Annotated in this window: 7 protein-coding genes; all 7 read left to right on the top strand. The window is 56.1% G+C overall.

From position 1 onward, the window contains the following. The first annotated feature begins 848 nt into the window (after positions 1-848). Positions 849-2684: a cache domain-containing sensor histidine kinase gene (locus tag DQG13_RS22840; RefSeq protein WP_258525819.1), complete on the top strand. Its 1836-nt coding sequence runs from the start codon at positions 849-851 to the stop codon at positions 2682-2684. Next, positions 2681-4213 (top strand): helix-turn-helix domain-containing protein, encoded by a 1533-nt coding sequence (locus DQG13_RS22835; protein WP_113022482.1) that lies wholly within the window; start codon positions 2681-2683, stop codon positions 4211-4213. Before DQG13_RS22840 ends, DQG13_RS22835 begins: the two co-directional genes overlap by 4 nt. A gap of 271 nt (positions 4214-4484) precedes the next feature. Beyond that, on the top strand, positions 4485-5366 hold the full coding sequence (locus DQG13_RS22830; protein ID WP_113022507.1) for an ABC transporter permease: 882 nt from the start codon (positions 4485-4487) through the stop codon (positions 5364-5366). A gap of 3 nt (positions 5367-5369) precedes the next feature. After that, positions 5370-6236 carry a carbohydrate ABC transporter permease gene (locus DQG13_RS22825; RefSeq protein WP_113022481.1) on the top strand — a complete coding sequence of 289 codons (867 nt, stop codon included), beginning with the start codon at positions 5370-5372 and terminating at the stop codon, positions 6234-6236. 78 nt (positions 6237-6314) lie between these two features. Beyond that, on the top strand, positions 6315-7901 hold the full coding sequence (locus DQG13_RS22820) for a type 2 periplasmic-binding domain-containing protein (protein WP_113022480.1): 1587 nt from the start codon (positions 6315-6317) through the stop codon (positions 7899-7901). 81 nt (positions 7902-7982) lie between these two features. After that, complete coding sequence (locus tag DQG13_RS22815; RefSeq protein ID WP_113022479.1) at positions 7983-10289, top strand: GH36-type glycosyl hydrolase domain-containing protein; 2307 nt, start codon at positions 7983-7985, stop codon at positions 10287-10289. 21 nt (positions 10290-10310) lie between these two features. Continuing rightward, entirely contained in the window at positions 10311-17168 is a 6858-nt protein-coding gene (locus DQG13_RS22810) for a polysaccharide lyase family 8 super-sandwich domain-containing protein (protein ID WP_113022478.1), read from the top strand. The last annotated feature ends 392 nt before the right edge of the window (positions 17169-17560 follow it).

The raw sequence follows: 17560 nt of genomic DNA, 5'->3' as shown, positions 1-17560 counted from the left end.
AACTTGCCACAACTTACTTTACTGCAACATACTGCAACCTCTACTGCGGAACTCAGCGACTCTTATTGCGGCAAAAACGCAGATTTGAATTTTTAGCGGAACTGAGAGCCCCTTACCAAGGCTTACGCGGTAAAAATGGGGGGGAGATGGGGCTGCGGCGGGAGATAAGCGCTCCTCAGTTCCGCTAAAACGGGAATCGGCGGCAAAAGCTGCTGTAAGAGTCGCTCAGTTCCGTTACGTTCTGTCCCTCCATAGTGCTCCTCTGAGGAGAGAGCAACGAGGTCGTCCAAAGCGTCGGGACAGGCAGAGTTTGCGGATGCAGAGATAGGCGGAACTACAGGCAAGTTTGTGAAGTGCGGAGATAGGCGGAACCATAGACTTCTTTGCGGGGGGCAGGGGTAGAGTGGAACTACGGATAAGGTTAGTGGCGGGGCTGCACACTTTTGTTCCGTTGTTTCACAGTTGGGAGCGGAGGCTGCTGTAGCGGAAGCAAGTTTCCGCTATACCCGCGGGAACCGGGCAAAAGAGAGCAATAGCGGAAAGCCACTTTCCGCTATTGCCCTGAGAACAGAGCCAAAAGGGGAATAGCGGCATCCCACTTTCCGCTATTCCCGCCAAAAGAGCCTCCCGGCAGCGGGTTGGCCCCCAATAGCGGAAAGTCCCCTTCCACTATAGGCCCGCTCCGCCGGCCCTCACCCCAATAGCGGACAATCTCTGTCCGCTATCCCGCGCGCCCCGCCCCTCCCCCAAATTGGCTCCCTCAATTTGGGACAAGCTTTTTTTATTTGAACCGGATATGTTACTATTAGGTCAAAATCCTATTCCGTCGTTCAAAAGAGGGGCTGCCTATGGCATCGATAAAAAGGCTCAAGCGGGCTTGGTCCGGCGTGCAAAGCATGAAGCTGAACCGGAAGTTTATGAGCAGCTATCTGCTGGTGTGCATTATTCCGCTGGTTATTGTAAGCGTTATAATCTATGATCAGGCGGCGGAGAGCCTGGAGGAGGCCGCCCAGGAATTCGCCGCTCTCTATACCTCCCAGATCGAATCCTCCATCAACGATTTCATGATGGATTACGACAGAGTGACCAAGTCCATTCTGATCGATGCGGATATTATCTCGCGGCTGGGTGATGACACGCTCTCCATGGGCGATATGATCGCCAACAAAAATACCATCAACCGGATTCTCATGCGGATTGCCGTTCTCAAGCCGGAGGTCAGCAGCCTGATGCTGGTTACCAAGGGAAACACCGTCTACCAATATGCCAATACCTCCAGCATCGTAAACGAAAGCGTTCTGCTCCGGCAGGATTGGTACAAGCACAGCCCCGACTCCCAGGACACCCTGTTTATTACCCCTTTGCACGATCGCTCCTATTACGAGGACAAAGGGGAGGGGGCGGTTCTGACCGTGGGCAGAGTGCTGCTGAATCCCAATGGCACCTACGCCGGAGTGCTGCTGATTGACCTGGACCCTACCCAGCTGCTGAAGCTCAACGAGCATTTTCTCGTGGCCCGGGATAAGTACGACATGCGGGTGATCATCAGCACCAAGGCGGGGGGAATCGTCTACCATTCCGATCTGACCAGCGGCAAAACCAACTGGAAGCAGCTCTACGAAAAAAACAGCGCCTCCGGCTCCGGCCAGGAGGACAAAGGGCTGATTGTGCTCACCGGCAGCACGGGCTCCGACAAGCTGCTGGTGCGGACGGAGATTCCCCGCGACAAGCTGCTGCTGGAAATCGCCAACATGAAGGTGTTCACCTTCATCATCATCGCGGTCAGTCTTCTGGTCATCATGATTATCTCCATTGCCATGAGCTCCTACATCACCCGCCCCATTCTGAATCTGCGCCGGAGCATGAAGCAGGCGGAGGCGGGGCAGTATCATCCCATCGAGCTGAAGATTCCCAACGATGAGATCGGCAGCCTGCTCCACAGCTACAACAAGATGATTGTCACCATCAAGACGCTCATTGAGGAGGTTTACCTGGCGGAAATCAAGCAGCGGCACGCCAAGTTTCTGTCCCTGCAGCACCAGATCAATCCCCATATGCTGTACAACACGCTGGAATCCATCCGGATGAAGGCGCTGGTGAAGGAGCAGGATGAGATTGCCGAGATGATCAAAATCCTCGCCCGTATGTTCCGCCTGTCCTTGGGGAAGGAAAATCATCTCTACACCGTCCGCCATGAGGTGGACTATACGGTCAACTACCTGAAGCTGCAGAATATCCGCTATGACAACCGGTTCAAGCTGCATGTCCGGATGAGCGAGGAGGTGCTGCAAAGCCGCATCCTCCCGCTGGTTTTCCAGCCCATCGTCGAAAACAGCATGAACCACGGCTTCCTGGATTACAACAGGGAGATGAATATCTGCCTGGAGGGAGCCATAACCCCGGAGAAGGACATTCTCTTCAAGATCACCGATGACGGGGAAGGAATGGACCCCCAAAAGGCGGAGCAGCTGAGCCGGAACCTGCTGGAGGCGGGAGCCGACAAGCTGAAGCTGGACGGCATCGCGGAGGCATCCGGGGGCAGCATCGGATTGAAGAATATCGCGGAGCGCATCAAGCTGCACTACGGCGACCGTTATTATGTGAAGGTGCATTCCGTACAAGGGCAGGGCACCGTTGTGGAATTTCTGATCCCGGCCGAGCGGGAAGAGGGGGAAGCGGAATGAAGCTGGTTATTGTAGACGACGAAAAAGGGATTATTGACGGTTTGTTGACCATTGTAAAACGGTATCTGCCCTTCTGCCGGGTGGTGGGCACCGCCCATAACGGCCTGGATGGCTTCCGGGTGGTTCAGGAGCTGAAGCCCGATATTGTCATCACCGACATTCGTATGCCCCAGTCGGATGGTCTGGATATGATCCGCAGGCTGACGGAAGCGGGCTGCGGGGCGAAATTTATTCTTCTGAGCGGCTATGCCGAATTTGAATATGCCCGCAAAGGAATGGAGCTGGGGGTTAAATTTTATATCAACAAGCCGGTGGAGGAGGAGGAGCTGCTGGAATGCGTGTCCAAGGTGGCGGCCGAGATCGAAGCCAAGAAGGTCCAGCAGCACCAATGGAAAGAGTTCCTGCTGCGGGATATGCTCGATACAGGGTATTCGCCGGAGGTTCACGCCTACCTGCAGCTGCCTGGGGCAGACCATTACTGCACCTGCGCCGTGCTGGAGCTGGGCAGCGGCAAGCCGAACGGGGAACAGGCGGAAGCGGTCTTGCAGGCTCTGGAGGCGTGGACGGAGGAGCTGCCCTACAGCCGCGCGGAGGCATTGCCGTATGAGAATGCCCAGTACGCCGTGCTTCTGGTGGACCGCCACAGGCCCGAAGAGACCGCGCTGGAGCGCGAACTCCGGCGCCTGCAGACCAACCTCCGGCAAGCCTGCTCCCTGCCGGCGGCTATTGGCGTCGGGCAGGCCTATCCCTCCCCGGACGGCATTACCGCCTCCTTCGGGGAGGCGCGGGAGGCGCTGCGCTATAAGGTGGTCAAGGGCCCCCATGCCCTGATCACCTACAAGGAAACCGGGCAGCTCAAGGGCACCATGAAGCTGGTTCCGGAGGAGGCGCTCACCCGTCTGGAGGCTTGCCTGGACGCTATGGACGCCCAGGGCTGCGCCGGGGTCATCGAGGGCATTTTCCAGGGGATTCAAGGGGAAGCGGGAATGAAGCTGGCGGATTTGCAGCATCAGATGCTGATTATTCTCCTGTCGTGCATGAGGCGGATGTCTCTGGAGCAGCTTCAGGTGGATGACTTGATGGGCCAATATATTTTGCCCCTGGAGGACTTCTCCCGCTTCACAAGCCTGGACGAGGCCCAAGCCTGGCTGATTGAGGCGGTCAGCCGGATGATCGAGCAGAGAAGGGCCAGAATCCAACCCAGGAAGAAGGATGTAATTGCCGAGATCAAGGAATATGTGGCCTCCCACTATGCCGGCAATGTCACCCTGGCGGATCTGTCCGCCCGTTTTTTCATCAACCCGTATTATCTTAGCCAGCTGTTTAAGGACAAAACCGGCGATACCTACCTAAGCTACCTGTTGGGCGTACGCATGGCCAAGGCCAAGGAGCTGCTTGGGCAAACCGATCTGAAGGTGTATGAAATCTGCCGGATGGTAGGGTATGCGGACACCAACCACTTCAGCAAGCTGTTTGAAAAAATGACGGGCTGCACCCCTACCGAGTACCGGAAGCAGCATCAAATCTGACATGAATAGTTTTCACACCCGCCATCCCAAGCTGTTCCGGGAGCGGGTGTTTTTGTCGAAAAGCTTAAAACTACCCTGGTGCAAACTTAAAAATGCCCCTTTGAGAGCAAAATGCAATTGGGGTATATTAAATATGAAAACGGATTCAACCAGCAACAGAAATAAAGTAAGGATAGGAGAGTAAAGCATGGAAAGCACATTAACCGTACAAAATAAGGAGACGGCGGGAAAGGGAAAGAGGCTCAATCCGGCAGCAAGGCTTTGGCATAACATGGTTCATTATTGGCCGCTCTATGTGATGGCGCTTCCCGGTGTTGTCTTTATGGTGATTTTCAAGTACATCCCGTTAAGCAATTCCTTGATTGCCTTTAAGGATTATTCCGTGTTCAAGGGTTTTATGGACAGTCCCTGGGTAGGTTTTAAGCATTTTAAGACCCTGCTGGAGTATCCGGATTTCCACAGAGTATTCTCCAATACCCTGATTCTGGGGTTTCTGAAGGTAGTCTTTGTCTTTCCGGTGCCGGTGATTCTCGCTTTGATGATTAACGAAGTGAGAAAGGCTTGGTTGAAAAAGGGAATCCAAACCGCGCTGTATATTCCGCACTTTCTCTCCTGGGTGATCGTGGCGGGCATCGCCTTCGACCTGTTTGCCGTCAGCGGCTTGTTCAATATCGTGATCGGCTGGTTTGGCTATGACCCGGTGCTGGTGATGCAGGAAAGCGGCTACTTCCGGCTCTTGTATGTGTTGACCGGCATATGGAGAGACGCAGGCTGGGGCACAGTGGTTTATATGGCGGCCATCAGCGCGATTGACCCTCAATTGTATGAGTCCGCCATGATTGACGGCGCTTCCAGATGGAAGCAGATCCGGTATGTCACCTTTCCGCTCCTGCTGCCCACCGTTGTGGTGCTGTTCCTGCTGGATATCGGGAACTTCATGGAACTGGGCTTCGACCATGTTTACAACCTGCTGACACCCATGACCTACAGCGTCGGCGATATTCTGGACACCTACGTGTTCCGCACAGGCATCCAGCAGGCCCAATACAGCTTTGCCACCGCAGTAGGCTTGTTCCAGTCGATCATTGGCTTCGCCTTGGTGTACATCTTTAACCGGTTGTCCAGAAAAGTGTCTGATGGGGGGCTTTGGTAAACCATGTTTATATCACGGAGAGAAAAAGCCTTCGAAGTCGTCATTATAATCATTCTGGCGCTGCTTTCCTTTATTGCTCTTATTCCGCTTTTGTCGGTTATTTCCGTCTCCTTCAGCTCCAGCCGGGCGGTGGACCTGAATCTGGTCAGCATCTGGCCCAGGGAGTTTACCCTGGATTCGTGGAGCTATCTGATTGGCCGGCCGGACCTGTGGCGCTCCTTCTTCCTGACCCTGTCCACAACCTTAATCGGAACCGTCACCGCCCTGCTGGTCACCGCCTTGCTGGCGTACCCATTATCCAAGCGGGAGTTCCTGCCTGCGGGAATTTTGATGATAGCTGTGGTGATAACCATGGTCTTCAAAGCGCCAATTGTTCCGTATTTCCTGACGGTCCGGAGCATCGGGCTTTACAATAACCCGCTGGTGCTGATTGTGCCTCACGTGCTCAGTCCCTTTAACCTGATTATTATGCGCACCTTCTTCAAGCAATTCCCCAAGGAGCTGGAGGAGGCGGCCCATATGGAGGGCTGCGGACATTTCCGCCTGTTGTTCCAATTTGTGCTGCCGCTGTCCAAGGCGGTGCTGGCCACATTGGCCCTGTTCTACGGAGTGCTGATCTGGAATCAGTTCCAGCATCCGCTGTTTTTCATCCAGAATCCGGAGTGGTTCCCGCTCCAACTGAAAATCCGGCAGTTCATCACCGATCCCAACGAAATGCCGTTTATCGAATCCATCATGGATATCAATTATAATGAAAGAACCTTGAAATCCGCCACTGTTGTATTTGCCATCGTGCCGATTATTCTGGTATATCCGTTCCTGCAAAAGTATTTTGTCAAGGGAGCCATGATCGGCTCTGTGAAAGGGTAATAGGATTTTCGTTTTAGAGATTCGGCTCCACACCGGGCCGACTTTAAAATAAATTTTATACACTGGGGGAATACTCGTATGTTATGGAAAAAAATCAGTGCCGTTGCTCTAACGGCCACACTGGCTGCCTCCGTTGCAGCCGGCTGCGGCAGTAAAGATGATGAGAAAGCGGCGGAGCCTCAGACAGCCAGTCCCGGCGCCGCCAGCGCCGCTCCGGAGGAAATTGTCGATCTGGAGGTCTGGTATACCAACCTGGGCTATAAGCCCATCGATAAAGGCAGCAAGCTGTATGAGTTTTACAAAGAAAAGCTGGGCGTTGGCATTATTCATCCGTATGTGGAATGGAACGGCGGCACCAATTATCTGAACCAACTGAATATGAAAATTGCGGCCAATGAAATGCCGGATATGTTTCTTCCCCAGCAAGGCATGGAGTCCAGCCTGGCAAAAAACGGCGCCATTGCCGATTTGACAGATTTGCTGCCCAAATATGCGCCCAATCTGTGGAACGCCATTCCCAAGGAAGTTTGGGATATTGTAAAGGCCAACGACCCTACCGGAAACGGCCGTATCTACTATGTTCCCGGAGTGCTGGATTATGGCAGAATGGGCGGTCTGATCCGCAAGGATTGGCTGGATAAGGTGGGCCTGCCCATGCCCAAGACCCAGGATGACTTTGTCAAGGTGCTGGAGGCGTTCCGGGACAAGGACCCCAACGGCAACGGGCAGAAGGACGAAATTCCCACCGGAGGCCGGGAGCAGGCGGCATGGATGGATCATTTGTTTGCCATGTATGGCGTTGCGATGATGGAAGGCAAGCCGGATTGGGATATCTATGACGGGAAGCTGACCTATTCCGCCGTTACCCCCAACATGAAAGCGGCTTTGGAATTCGCCGCCAAGCTGTATAAGGACGGCCTCCTGGACAAGGAAACCCTGTTGAACAACAAGGCCAAGTGGGACGGCAAGATTGACTCCGACAAGGTAGGCATTTATTACCACTGGGCAGAGGATGTAGGCACCCATATTGAGAAAATCTTCAAAAACACCGGCGTCAAGGGCGACTATTCCGTGTTGCCGATTCCGGAGGTGCCGGGCTACAAAGGCTTCTATACCATGAAGAAGATGGGGAACCCGATCTGGGTGGTCAAAAACAACAAGGATCAGAAAAAGCTGATGGCCACCATGAAGCTGCTGAACAATCTCTATGACAAGACCAAGTGGGAGGACCTGTTCTACGGCGCCGAGGGAATGCACCATGAGCTGAAGGACGGCAAGAAGGTATCCATCACGCCGGACAAGAGCACGCAGGAAAACAAGCTGTTTTCGCCGTTCAATGATCTGGATACGCTGGATTACAAGATGAATCTGCTCAAGACCGCTACCTCCGAGGAACGCGCCTGGGCCTTGGGCCAGAACCTCCGCAATATGCCGGAGAATCAGAAGTATGTGAAGACCATTGCCGGCGACGGCCTGCCCGCCAGCATCTATGACGGCTTTGCAGATATCAATAACCGCACTCTGTATGTGGAATATGCCACGAAGATTATTCTGGGCCAATTCCCCATCAGCAAGTTCGATGAGTTCGTAGAGAAGTGGAACAAGTCCGGCGGGGAAGAAGTAACCAAACGGGCGCGGGAATGGTACGCCAAGATAGGAAAATAAGCAGCTTCACCGCAAAGTGAATGTCAGGGGCAGTCCAAGCAGCTTTGGGCTGCCCCCCAATTTGGAAAGGAGCTTTTAATCATGTACGGTCAGTTTAACCAGAAAGGCTCGCAATATACCATTTTTACACCCAAAACACCGTCCCGGTGGTCCAATTATTTGTTCAACGATACCTACTATATGGAAGCTTCCCAGACCGGCCAAGGCAAAAGCATGGCCTTCCTGCCGAAGCACCGGGAATATAACCGGGAGGGGTATAAATATTTCTACATCCGCGACCGGGAAACCGGCGAGGTTTGGTGCCCGGCCTACCAGCCCTTAAAGAGCGAGCCTGACTCCTACACCTGTGTGCACGCCCTTGGCTGGACGGAAATCCGCTCCTCGAAGAACGGCATTGCGGCTTGTATCCGGGTGTTTGTGCCCCGGGAGGAAATGTGCGAAATCTGGAGCGTCTCCCTGACCAATGAGTCCGGGCGGCCCCGGAGCCTGTCCCTGTTCTCTGTTTTTGCCATGGAAAACGGCGGGGTGATGGGGAGCAAATGTGGCTTTGATGACCGGCATCAGATTCTGTCCAGCTTCTCGTTTCCCTATCATGTTTTTTATGAGGACAAGGAAAAATGCGAGGATCACTCCAACCGCATTTATTTGTTTTCCGACCGGCAGGCGGAATCCTTTGAATGCAGCGAACGGCGTTTTTTCGGCGGGGATGATGTGACGGATATGCCCCAGGCAGTATGCAAAGACGGGTGCTCCAATCTTATTGCGGAATCGGAAAATCCCATTGGCGCATTCCAGCATCTGTTCACCCTGGAGCCGGGGGCCAGTGACGGAGCCTCTATGGTGATGGGCTGCACCCGCACGGAGGAAGATATCATCCGGATCAAAGGAAAGCTGCTGGACCGGGGAATACCGGCATTGCTGCGGGAAGTGGAGGACTATTGGGAGGCGGTTTGCAATCGCTTCCATGTGGAGACGCCGGATGCCGATTTGAACCATTTCATGAACTATTGGCTGAAGAAGCAAATTGTCGTGCAGGCCCGCAACAACCGGATGACCAACTATTGTCCCATCCGCAATCAATTGCAGGATGCCCTGGGCTACGCCATGGTGGACCCGGAGGGCGCTCTTCGGCTGATGGAGTCGGTGCTTACCGGGCAGGAGAAAAGCGGATATATCAAACAATGGGTGATGACGGACGGCTCGGCGCCGCAGAAGCTTTGTTTGCTCACCCACAAGGATGGTCCCATCTGGGTAATTCTCTGCTTTACCGTGCTGATTCACCAGGCCGGCGAAGCTGCCATTCTGGACCGCCAGGTTGGATTTAAGGACAGCCCCGATACCGCCTCCATCTATGAGCATTTGCTGCTGGCTATCGATTATATGGCCGGGGACACGGGTGCTCACGGGCTTTGTCTCATGGGCCACGGGGATTGGAATGATCCCATCAACGGTCCCGGCAGATTGGGAAGAGGGGAGTCCGCCTGGAGCACCATGGCGCTGTTGTACTGCATCCGGTACTTGCTGCCCTTGTGCCGGTTGAGAGGAGACGAAGCAGTTGTTGCCAAGCTGGAAGCGGCAGCCTCGCGTCTGGATACGGCCATTAATGACACCTGCTGGGACGGCGCCTGGTATGTAGCAGGATTCGATGATGACGGCGTGGCTTTTGGAACAGACCGGGACGGGGAAGGCAAGCTGTTCCTGAACACCCAAAGCTGGGCGGTGATGAGCGGCTGCGCCCGTGGCGAACGGATGATGGCTTGTCTGGCGGCGATGGACCGTTTGGATACGGCCTGCGGCCCGCTGCTTCTGGAGCCTGCCTTTTCCGAATGGAATCCCAGATGGGGCCGGATCAGCATCAAGCTGGCGGGAACCACGGAGAATGGCTCCATCTACTGCCATGCCTCCATGTTCAAGGCCTTTGCCGATTGCCAGGCCGGACGGGGCGGCTATGCTTATGAGACCATCCGCAAGACGCTGCCCACCAATCCGGAGAATCCGCCGGAGCGGAATTTGCAGGTCCCGATTTTTGTGCCCAATTTTTATTTCGGCCTGAAGGATTCTCCCAACTTCGGCCAATCCAGCCTGCACAACACTACGGGAACGGTGGGCTGGATGCTCTGGACCACCCTGGAGTATCTGCTGGGTATCCGCTCCACAGTGGAGGGACTGGTTGTTGATCCGTGTATCCCCAAGGAATGGCCTGGCTTCTCTGTGGTGAAGGAGTTCCGGAAGGCCCGTTACCGGATTGAAGTAGAGAATCCGCAAGGAAGCTCAAGCGGCGTCGCCGCTATTACCGTCAATGGGGAGCCATGGAAGGAGCAGGTGCTGCCTTACGCGGAGGGAAGCCATTATGATGTCCGGGTTTTGCTCGGCGGCAAGCTTTCCTGATCTTATGAAGGAGGAATCGGAATGGGCAAAATGTCAGTAAGAATGCTGTCTTTATCTTTGGTTATAGCCCTTGTTGGGAATGTCTTCCTTGGTGTTGGCAGACCGTCAGTCGTTCAAGCAGCCTCTCAGGAATATACGGTTACGGCATCCAAGGATGGCTTCGTCAGGCGTACGGACCCGGCCAAACCGTCCCCGGATTACAGCAATATGCCTTATGGCGGGGAGTCTGCAAAAGGGAACTATTTGAACGTTAAGGCAACCGGTACAACCCCCAGGGAGGCGTATCTGCAGTTCGATTTGGACCGTTATCCCGAAACCATCACCTCCGCAGTTCTGTATCTGTACGGCAGAAATGATGAGACTGCCCCCAACACGGTAACCACCCAGGTATATGGGCTGGACTCGCCGGCTGCCGACAGCTGGGAGGAAAACACCTTAACATGGAACAATAAGCCGGGGCCCGGCGGCAACCTGCTGGGCACCATGACCTTTCCCGCCATGAACAGCGGGGCCGCCAACAAAGGAGCCCAGTGGATAAGCCTGGATGTGACCTCTTTTGTGCAGAGCCGGCTTGCCGGGGACAAGTTGGCCAGCTTTGCCCTGGCGGGCGGCGGCAATATGATTCGGGTGGAATCCCGGATTACCACCACCAACGATATGCCCGGCCACAGGGCCGCCCCCTATCTGGTCATTAACGGAACGCCCGCATTGAAATCCGTCGCTGTTGGTGCCGACAAAACCTCCATGGGTTTAGGGCAGACGGCTGCTCTTACTGTATCGGGACTGCTGGATACGGGAGAGGCGGCCGATTTGTCCGGAGCAACCGTTGTGTACAGCAGCGACAGCCCCTCCATTGTCATCGACAATCCGTCTTTGGGCCTTGTGCGGGCGGCAGCGGATGGAACGGCTGCAGTGACAGCGGCGGTGACGCTGGAGGGTGTCACCCGCTCCGCCGCCATTGTGCTGACTGCCGACGGCACGCCTCCGGCAGAGGTAACCCAGCTTGCCGGCGCGCTGGTGAACGGCGATTTTACCTTGACGTGGACCGATCCGGCGGACCCTGATTTCAGCGGGGTACAGATTTACCGGGGAGGCGAGCTGGCCGGTACGGCAGCCAAGGGAGTGGAAGCCTATCCTGTGCGGGGGCTGAATGACGGGGAAACCTACACCTTTACCGTGAGAACGGTGGATGAAGCGGGCAATGCCTCCCCCGGCGCCACCCACACCTTCGTCTACGTGGAGCCCAATGTGCTGGCGCAAGTGGCGGTAACAGCTTCCAGGGATACGGTGAAGCCGGGAGAAAGTCTGTCCTTTGCGGTCAGCGGAGTGATGAAGGACGGCTCGGCGGCTGAGCTTTCCCAGGCGTCGGTGGTATATCTCAGCAGCAGCGGAAGCCTTGTCTTCAGCGGCTCCAGCGCCGCAGTGGCGGAGGCCGTCTATGCAGGCTCCGCTCAGGTGAAGGCGGCGGTGACGCTGAACGGGGTGACCCGGGAATCGGCCCCGGTGCTGGTCCGCGTGTATCCGGCGGCCAAGGACGAATATGACGCACTGCGGATTAAATATGTGCAGAAGTTCACCGGTTATAACCCGGATGAGCCCTACAATCTTGCTGATCCGGACATTCAATATATTATCCGCACCCAGGACGCCGATGTGAAGAATCAATGGGATGCTCTGAACAAAACTGCCTATACCTGGCCGGATCTGACCTCGACCACCAAGTCGGTGGAGCTGAGCACAGCCTCCACCAGGCTGCGGGCCATGTCCAGAGCCTGGGCCACCTACGGCTCCGCCTATTACCAGGATGAGGCGCTTCTCCATGACATTCTGGCCGCCTGGAATCAATTTAATCTGCTCCGGTACAATGAGACCAAGAGCCAATACGACAACTGGTTCGACTGGCTGGTCACTGTTCCCAACAATATTAACGATTCCATGGCCGCACTGTATGAGGAGCTGCCCCACAGCGACTATCCGGACCTGGCGGTCAGGCTGAACCGCGCCATTGACAAATTCGTGCCCTCCATCTCCCGGACGGGAGCCAACCGGGTCTACATCAGCAAGGTGCTGATGCTCCGCGGAATTACCGGCAAGAACGGGGCCAAAATCCAAGAGGGCTCAAACGGACTGTCCGAGGTATTTCGGAACGTAACCTCCGGGGACGGCTTCTACGACGACGGCTCCTTTATCCAGCATGATTATTTTCCCTATGCAGGCGGTTACGGCAAGGCGCTTTTGCAGGATCTTTCCGAAACGCTGTGGCTGGTAAGCGGAAGCGCCTGGGACAATCAGGACCCGCAGAAGGGAAATCTGTATGAATGGTACTTCCAGGCCTTCGAGCCCAATTTGTACAAAGGCCAGCTCATCAATGCCGTGAACGGAAGAGAGATCGCCAGAGATTACACCTTCGGCGGCTTTGCCGTCATGAACGCTCTGCTGCTGCAGAGCGAAATGGAGAGCAATCCTTACCGGGAGCAGATGAAGAGCGCCATCAAATACCATATTGAGAATGCCAGCGCCAGCGCTTACCTGAGCACGGCCACCATCTGGAATCTGCAGAAGGCCAGGAAGCTGCTGGAGGATGCAGCGGTTGAGGCTTACCAGCCGCCGGAGGGCAATTTCCTCTTTTACAATCAGGATAATGTGGTGCAAAAGAACGGGGATTGGCTGTACAGCATCTCCATGCACTCCGACCGGATGGCCAACTATGAAACGGTCAACAACGAGAACCTGAAGGGCTGGTACGAGGCGGACGGCATGACCCAGCTGTACACCGACCCGCTGGACTATCTGTCCCTGTTCTGGATCACGGTGGACCCCCACCGTCTGCCTGGCATTACTGTGGACCGGGATGTGAACCGTCCTGTTGCCAATACCGCCAACCGCCCCTTCAAGGATATCAGCAAGTATCAAGGGGACGGGGAGCTGATGGCCAACAGCTGGACGGGAGGCGTGTCCCTGGACGGCCAATACGGCACGGCGGGCATGGACTTCAAGCAGCATCATTATGACGATATGGATGTGTCGGCCAAGAAATCCTGGTTTATGTTCGACGATGAGATTGTGGCCTTGGGAGCAGGCATCAACAGCACCTCCGGGCGGCCCATTGAGACGATTGTGGAGAACCGGACCCTGAACCCTCAAGGGGACAATGCGCTGACAGTGGACGGCGCAGCGGACTTGACTCCTGCCGGACAGGAGAAGGAGCTGGAGGGGACGGGCTGGATTCATCTGGACGGAACCGGCGGCTATGTGTTCCCCGGCGGCGCCGACGTGCAGATGCTGCGGGAGGAGCGGGCCGGCAAATCCAATGACATCAACGAGCGGTTCATTATTTCCGGCAACGACGAGTTCAACGGCGCCACCCGTGCATCCTACTGGGGCTGGATTCGGGAGGATGCCTCCCATACAGGGCTTGCGGACGGCAAGCTGCGGATTACCTCCCAGACCGGCACCCTGCGGGGGGCGGACAATTCAACGCTGAATCTGCTGCAGACAGCCGCGCCCAAGGAGGATTTCTACATCACCACCTCTGTGGATTTCGCTCCGGTGCAGCAAGGCCAGGAAGCGGGGCTTTTGATCCGCAAGGATGACGACAACTACGTCTCCCTGGCAAGGGGCGTTACCGCCCAAGGGCCGGGCGTCATTGCGGTGAATGAAACGGAAGGAACGGCGCAGGTGCTGGAATTTCCGCTGCCTGCGGCGGATGCCCGCTATTTGAAAATTGACAAAAGCGGCGACCGCTATGCGGTATATGCGGGAGCGGCGGAAGGCTCCTGGGGCGAGCCCCTGGCTGTATTCACCAATCCGATGGCCGGCACAGACCGGATCAATACCGGCTTGCGGATGGGACTGTTTGCCCAGAATGGTTCCGCTGCTGCGGCTCCCGAGCTTACGGCGGCCTTCGACTTCTTCCATTTGTGGCATACCCGCAATTATATGACCCTGTGGATGGAGCATGGGGTACAGCCGGAGAATGCCCAATACAGCTATATCCAGCTGCCGAAAAAGAATGCTGCGGAAGTGGCGGCCTACAGCTCGTCTCCGGATGTGATGATTCTGTCCAACACGCCGGAGGTGCAGGCAGCGGTTGATACGGAGTTGGGGATCACCGGCATGAATTTCTGGAAGAGCGGAATCCTGGGCCAGGTGAAGGCCAGCCATCCGTCTTCGCTGATGATGAGGGAGAACGGGGATGAATTGCGGCTGGCCGTATCCGACCCGACCCACAAGCAGGACACCGTCCGCTTCGAGATCAGGAAGACAGGCACGGACATCATCAGCAAGGATGACACCGTGAAGGTGCTCCAATTGGCCCCGACCATCATCATCGAGGTGGATACCACGGTGAAGCCGGGCCAAACCCACAGTGCAGCCTTCCGCTTCGATCCTTCTGCGGAGACCGCCGAATTTGCGGCTCCCCAATTGAAGACGGCGGAATACGCCTCGGCTTCGGTAACCGTTCCCCAAGGGGAATCCGCGACTGCCGTGCTGAAGGCCTGGATGGACGATGCCTCTGCCGTGGATATGGATGCGGCAACAGTGGTCTATTACAGCAGCAATGAAACGGTGGCGGCGGTTGATGCTGCGGGGGTCATTACAGGAGTGGCTCCGGGTACGGCGGCCATCTATGCCGATGTGACTCTTGGCGGGGTAACGCGGACTGCGGAGATACGGGTTCTGGTGCCTTCGGATACACCGTCTATTGTGAAGCTGAAGCCGGTGAAGGATACCTTTGTCCGCTCCGGGCTGTATCAAAGCGATTCCTACGGCTCGGATACGAAGCTGAATGTGAAGAACGCGGGCGGGGACGATTACCGTGAGGCCTACTTCGGATTTGACCTCAGCGGGGTCACCGGCGACATTGAATCCGTGAAGCTGTATGTAACCGGCAAGCTGGATGATACCGGCGGCACCTTTGTGGATACGGTGATCAGACCGGTTCTGGAGAGCTGGGAGGAGGGCTCGGTCAATTATATCGGCAAGCCGAAGCTGGGACGGCCTGTCAGTGAAGCGGGGCGGTTCACAAATACGGAAATTCCCGTGGGCTTCGATATTACGGATTATGCAAGAGAGCAGCTGAGGAATGGCACGGCGCTGAACCTGGCGCTGGTGCAGGATGTGCTGGTTGGCCGGAAGCTGTATGTCTATTCCAGGGAAAGCCAGCCCCAGCAGCAGCCTTATCTGGAGGTGGTGACCCACCCGGCATCCGGCGGAATCCATGATTCCGGGATACAGCCCTCCACCGCAAATTTCGACAAAAATCTTGAGGCCGAGGGATATCAGGACATCCCGGTGACCATGGCCTTTAACGGCAACAGGCTGGAGCGGATTTTGCAGGGAACGGCCGTTCTGACCCAGGGAACAGACTACACGGTGCAAGCGGATCGGGTCATCCTGAAAAAGGAGTATCTGGCCGGGCTTTCGGCCGGAACGGCGACGCTGACCTTCGAGTTTAGCGCCGGAGCCGCTGCTGCGCTAACGGTGGAGATTGTTGACAGCACATCCCATTCCGGCGAAGAGGGCGGCGAGCAGGGCAATGGCGGGGATGGAAGCAATGAGGGCGGCGATGAGAGCGGCGTTAACGGCGGGGACAGCCAGGTTATCCCCGGCGGCAATGAGCCTGCAGCCGGGAGCGAGAAGGGCGAGGGCGTTATCGTTCTGAAAGCGGCTGCCGCTTCGGATGCCTTGGCCGACGGAACCGGAATTGCCAAGCTTCAGATCAACGCTGAAGCGCTGAATCAAGCTCTGGCCCGTCTGAAGGATTACGCGGCGGGAAGCAAACCCGCCATCGTGATCCAATCGGAGGGGGACCAATTGCCGGACAGCGGCTGGAGGGTAGAGCTTCCGGCCGAATGGGTAAGCAAGGCCGCCGGTCTTGGCGCTCAAGCTTCCCTCTCCATCCGGCACGGCAAATACGGCATGGAGTTGCCGCTTCAGGCTCTTTCATTAAACGGCAAAGAGTTGAAGCTTGTGGTTACGGCGCTGCCTGTAACCGAGCAGGATAAACCGGCTTTGTACCGGACTGCCGCGGAAGAGGGGCTGGAGCTGCTGGGGATGCCTGTGGACTTTGCGGTCAGCCTGGAGGGAGACGGCGGAGCATCCCGGATTATACCTGACTTTGGGCATGGGTATGGGTATGCGGTGAAAACTGTTATTCTGGACGGTCCGGTAAACCCTGCGCAGACAACGGTGCTGCAGCTTCAACCGGGGACGAATGGGCTTAGGTTTGTACCGGCAACCTTTGCCGGGAAGGACGGGCAGACTGTGGCTGCTGTCCACGGCAACAGCAACGGGATCTACGCCGTTGCCGCGGGCAGCCGCTCCTTCTCCGATCTGGATGGGCATTGGGCGAGGAGGGATATTGAGCTGCTTGCCTCCAAACGGGTGGTTAACGGTATGGACGGCAGCGGCTTCCAGCCGGAGCGTAGCATCACACGCGCGGAATTTGTTGCTTTGCTGGTGAGGGGGCTGGGCCTGGCGGAGGAAGCGGGCGCTTCCGGCTTTGCGGATGTTAAGGAAGCGGACTGGTTCGCCGGCGCTGCCGCGGCAGCACTCCAAGCGGGCCTGATCGAGGGAGTGGAAGAGGGCCTGTTCCAGCCGGAGGCAACCCTTTCCCGGGAGCAAATGGCGGTGCTCATGATCAGAGCAGCCAAGCTTGCCGGCAGTCAAACGACGGAACAAACAGGGGCATCCCGGCAGTTTGCGGACCATGAGTCGATTTCCGGCTGGGCCGCCGCTTCTGTGGAGGAAGCCGTAGCGAGAGGCTTCATGACGGGAATGAGCGCCGATACCTTCCAGCCTGCGGCCCCTGCTACCCGGGCTCAAGCAACCGTCATCCTGAAGCGGATGCTCCAGAGCATGAATTTTATCGATTGATCCAATCGTAGCTACTTAGCTATCTATGACAGCCAGAGTCACTGAGTTCCGTATAGACTGCGCGTGATCCATATCCTACTAGGCCGTGTCTGAAAACCCGCTTGAGGGCATCTTTCATCGCCTTTTCGTCCCTTGCATCGTTACTTCCGCCTGACGTACCCCCGGTACGCCTTCACGAAAGTTCCTTGCCATGAACGAAAATTCGCCGAAATCTGCTCCCCTCGGAGTTATCAGACACGCCCTAATGCTACAATGCAAAAGTGCAGTTATTTTTAGCCGCGGACCCTCTTTTTCGCTCTGATAATGCAAAAGTGCATTTATTTTTGCTTGAAACCGCCCAAAAAGCTGAAAACCGCGTGATTTAACTGCACTTTTTGCATGATGACCCTCCG

The sequence above is a fragment of the Paenibacillus sp. YN15 genome (assembly GCF_003285005.1).
In the GTDB taxonomy this organism is placed as follows: domain Bacteria; phylum Bacillota; class Bacilli; order Paenibacillales; family NBRC-103111; genus Paenibacillus_AR.
This window is presented reverse-complemented; position numbering and strand designations above follow the sequence as displayed.

Coding starts and splice junctions, on each gene's coding strand:
- DQG13_RS22840 (WP_258525819.1), top strand. CDS start 849: ATGGCATCGATAAAAAGGCTCAAGCGGGCTTGGTCCGGCGTGCAAAGC.
- DQG13_RS22835 (WP_113022482.1), top strand. CDS start 2,681: ATGAAGCTGGTTATTGTAGACGACGAAAAAGGGATTATTGACGGTTTG.
- DQG13_RS22830 (WP_113022507.1), top strand. CDS start 4,485: ATGGTTCATTATTGGCCGCTCTATGTGATGGCGCTTCCCGGTGTTGTC.
- DQG13_RS22825 (WP_113022481.1), top strand. CDS start 5,370: ATGTTTATATCACGGAGAGAAAAAGCCTTCGAAGTCGTCATTATAATC.
- DQG13_RS22820 (WP_113022480.1), top strand. CDS start 6,315: ATGTTATGGAAAAAAATCAGTGCCGTTGCTCTAACGGCCACACTGGCT.
- DQG13_RS22815 (WP_113022479.1), top strand. CDS start 7,983: ATGTACGGTCAGTTTAACCAGAAAGGCTCGCAATATACCATTTTTACA.
- DQG13_RS22810 (WP_113022478.1), top strand. CDS start 10,311: ATGGGCAAAATGTCAGTAAGAATGCTGTCTTTATCTTTGGTTATAGCC.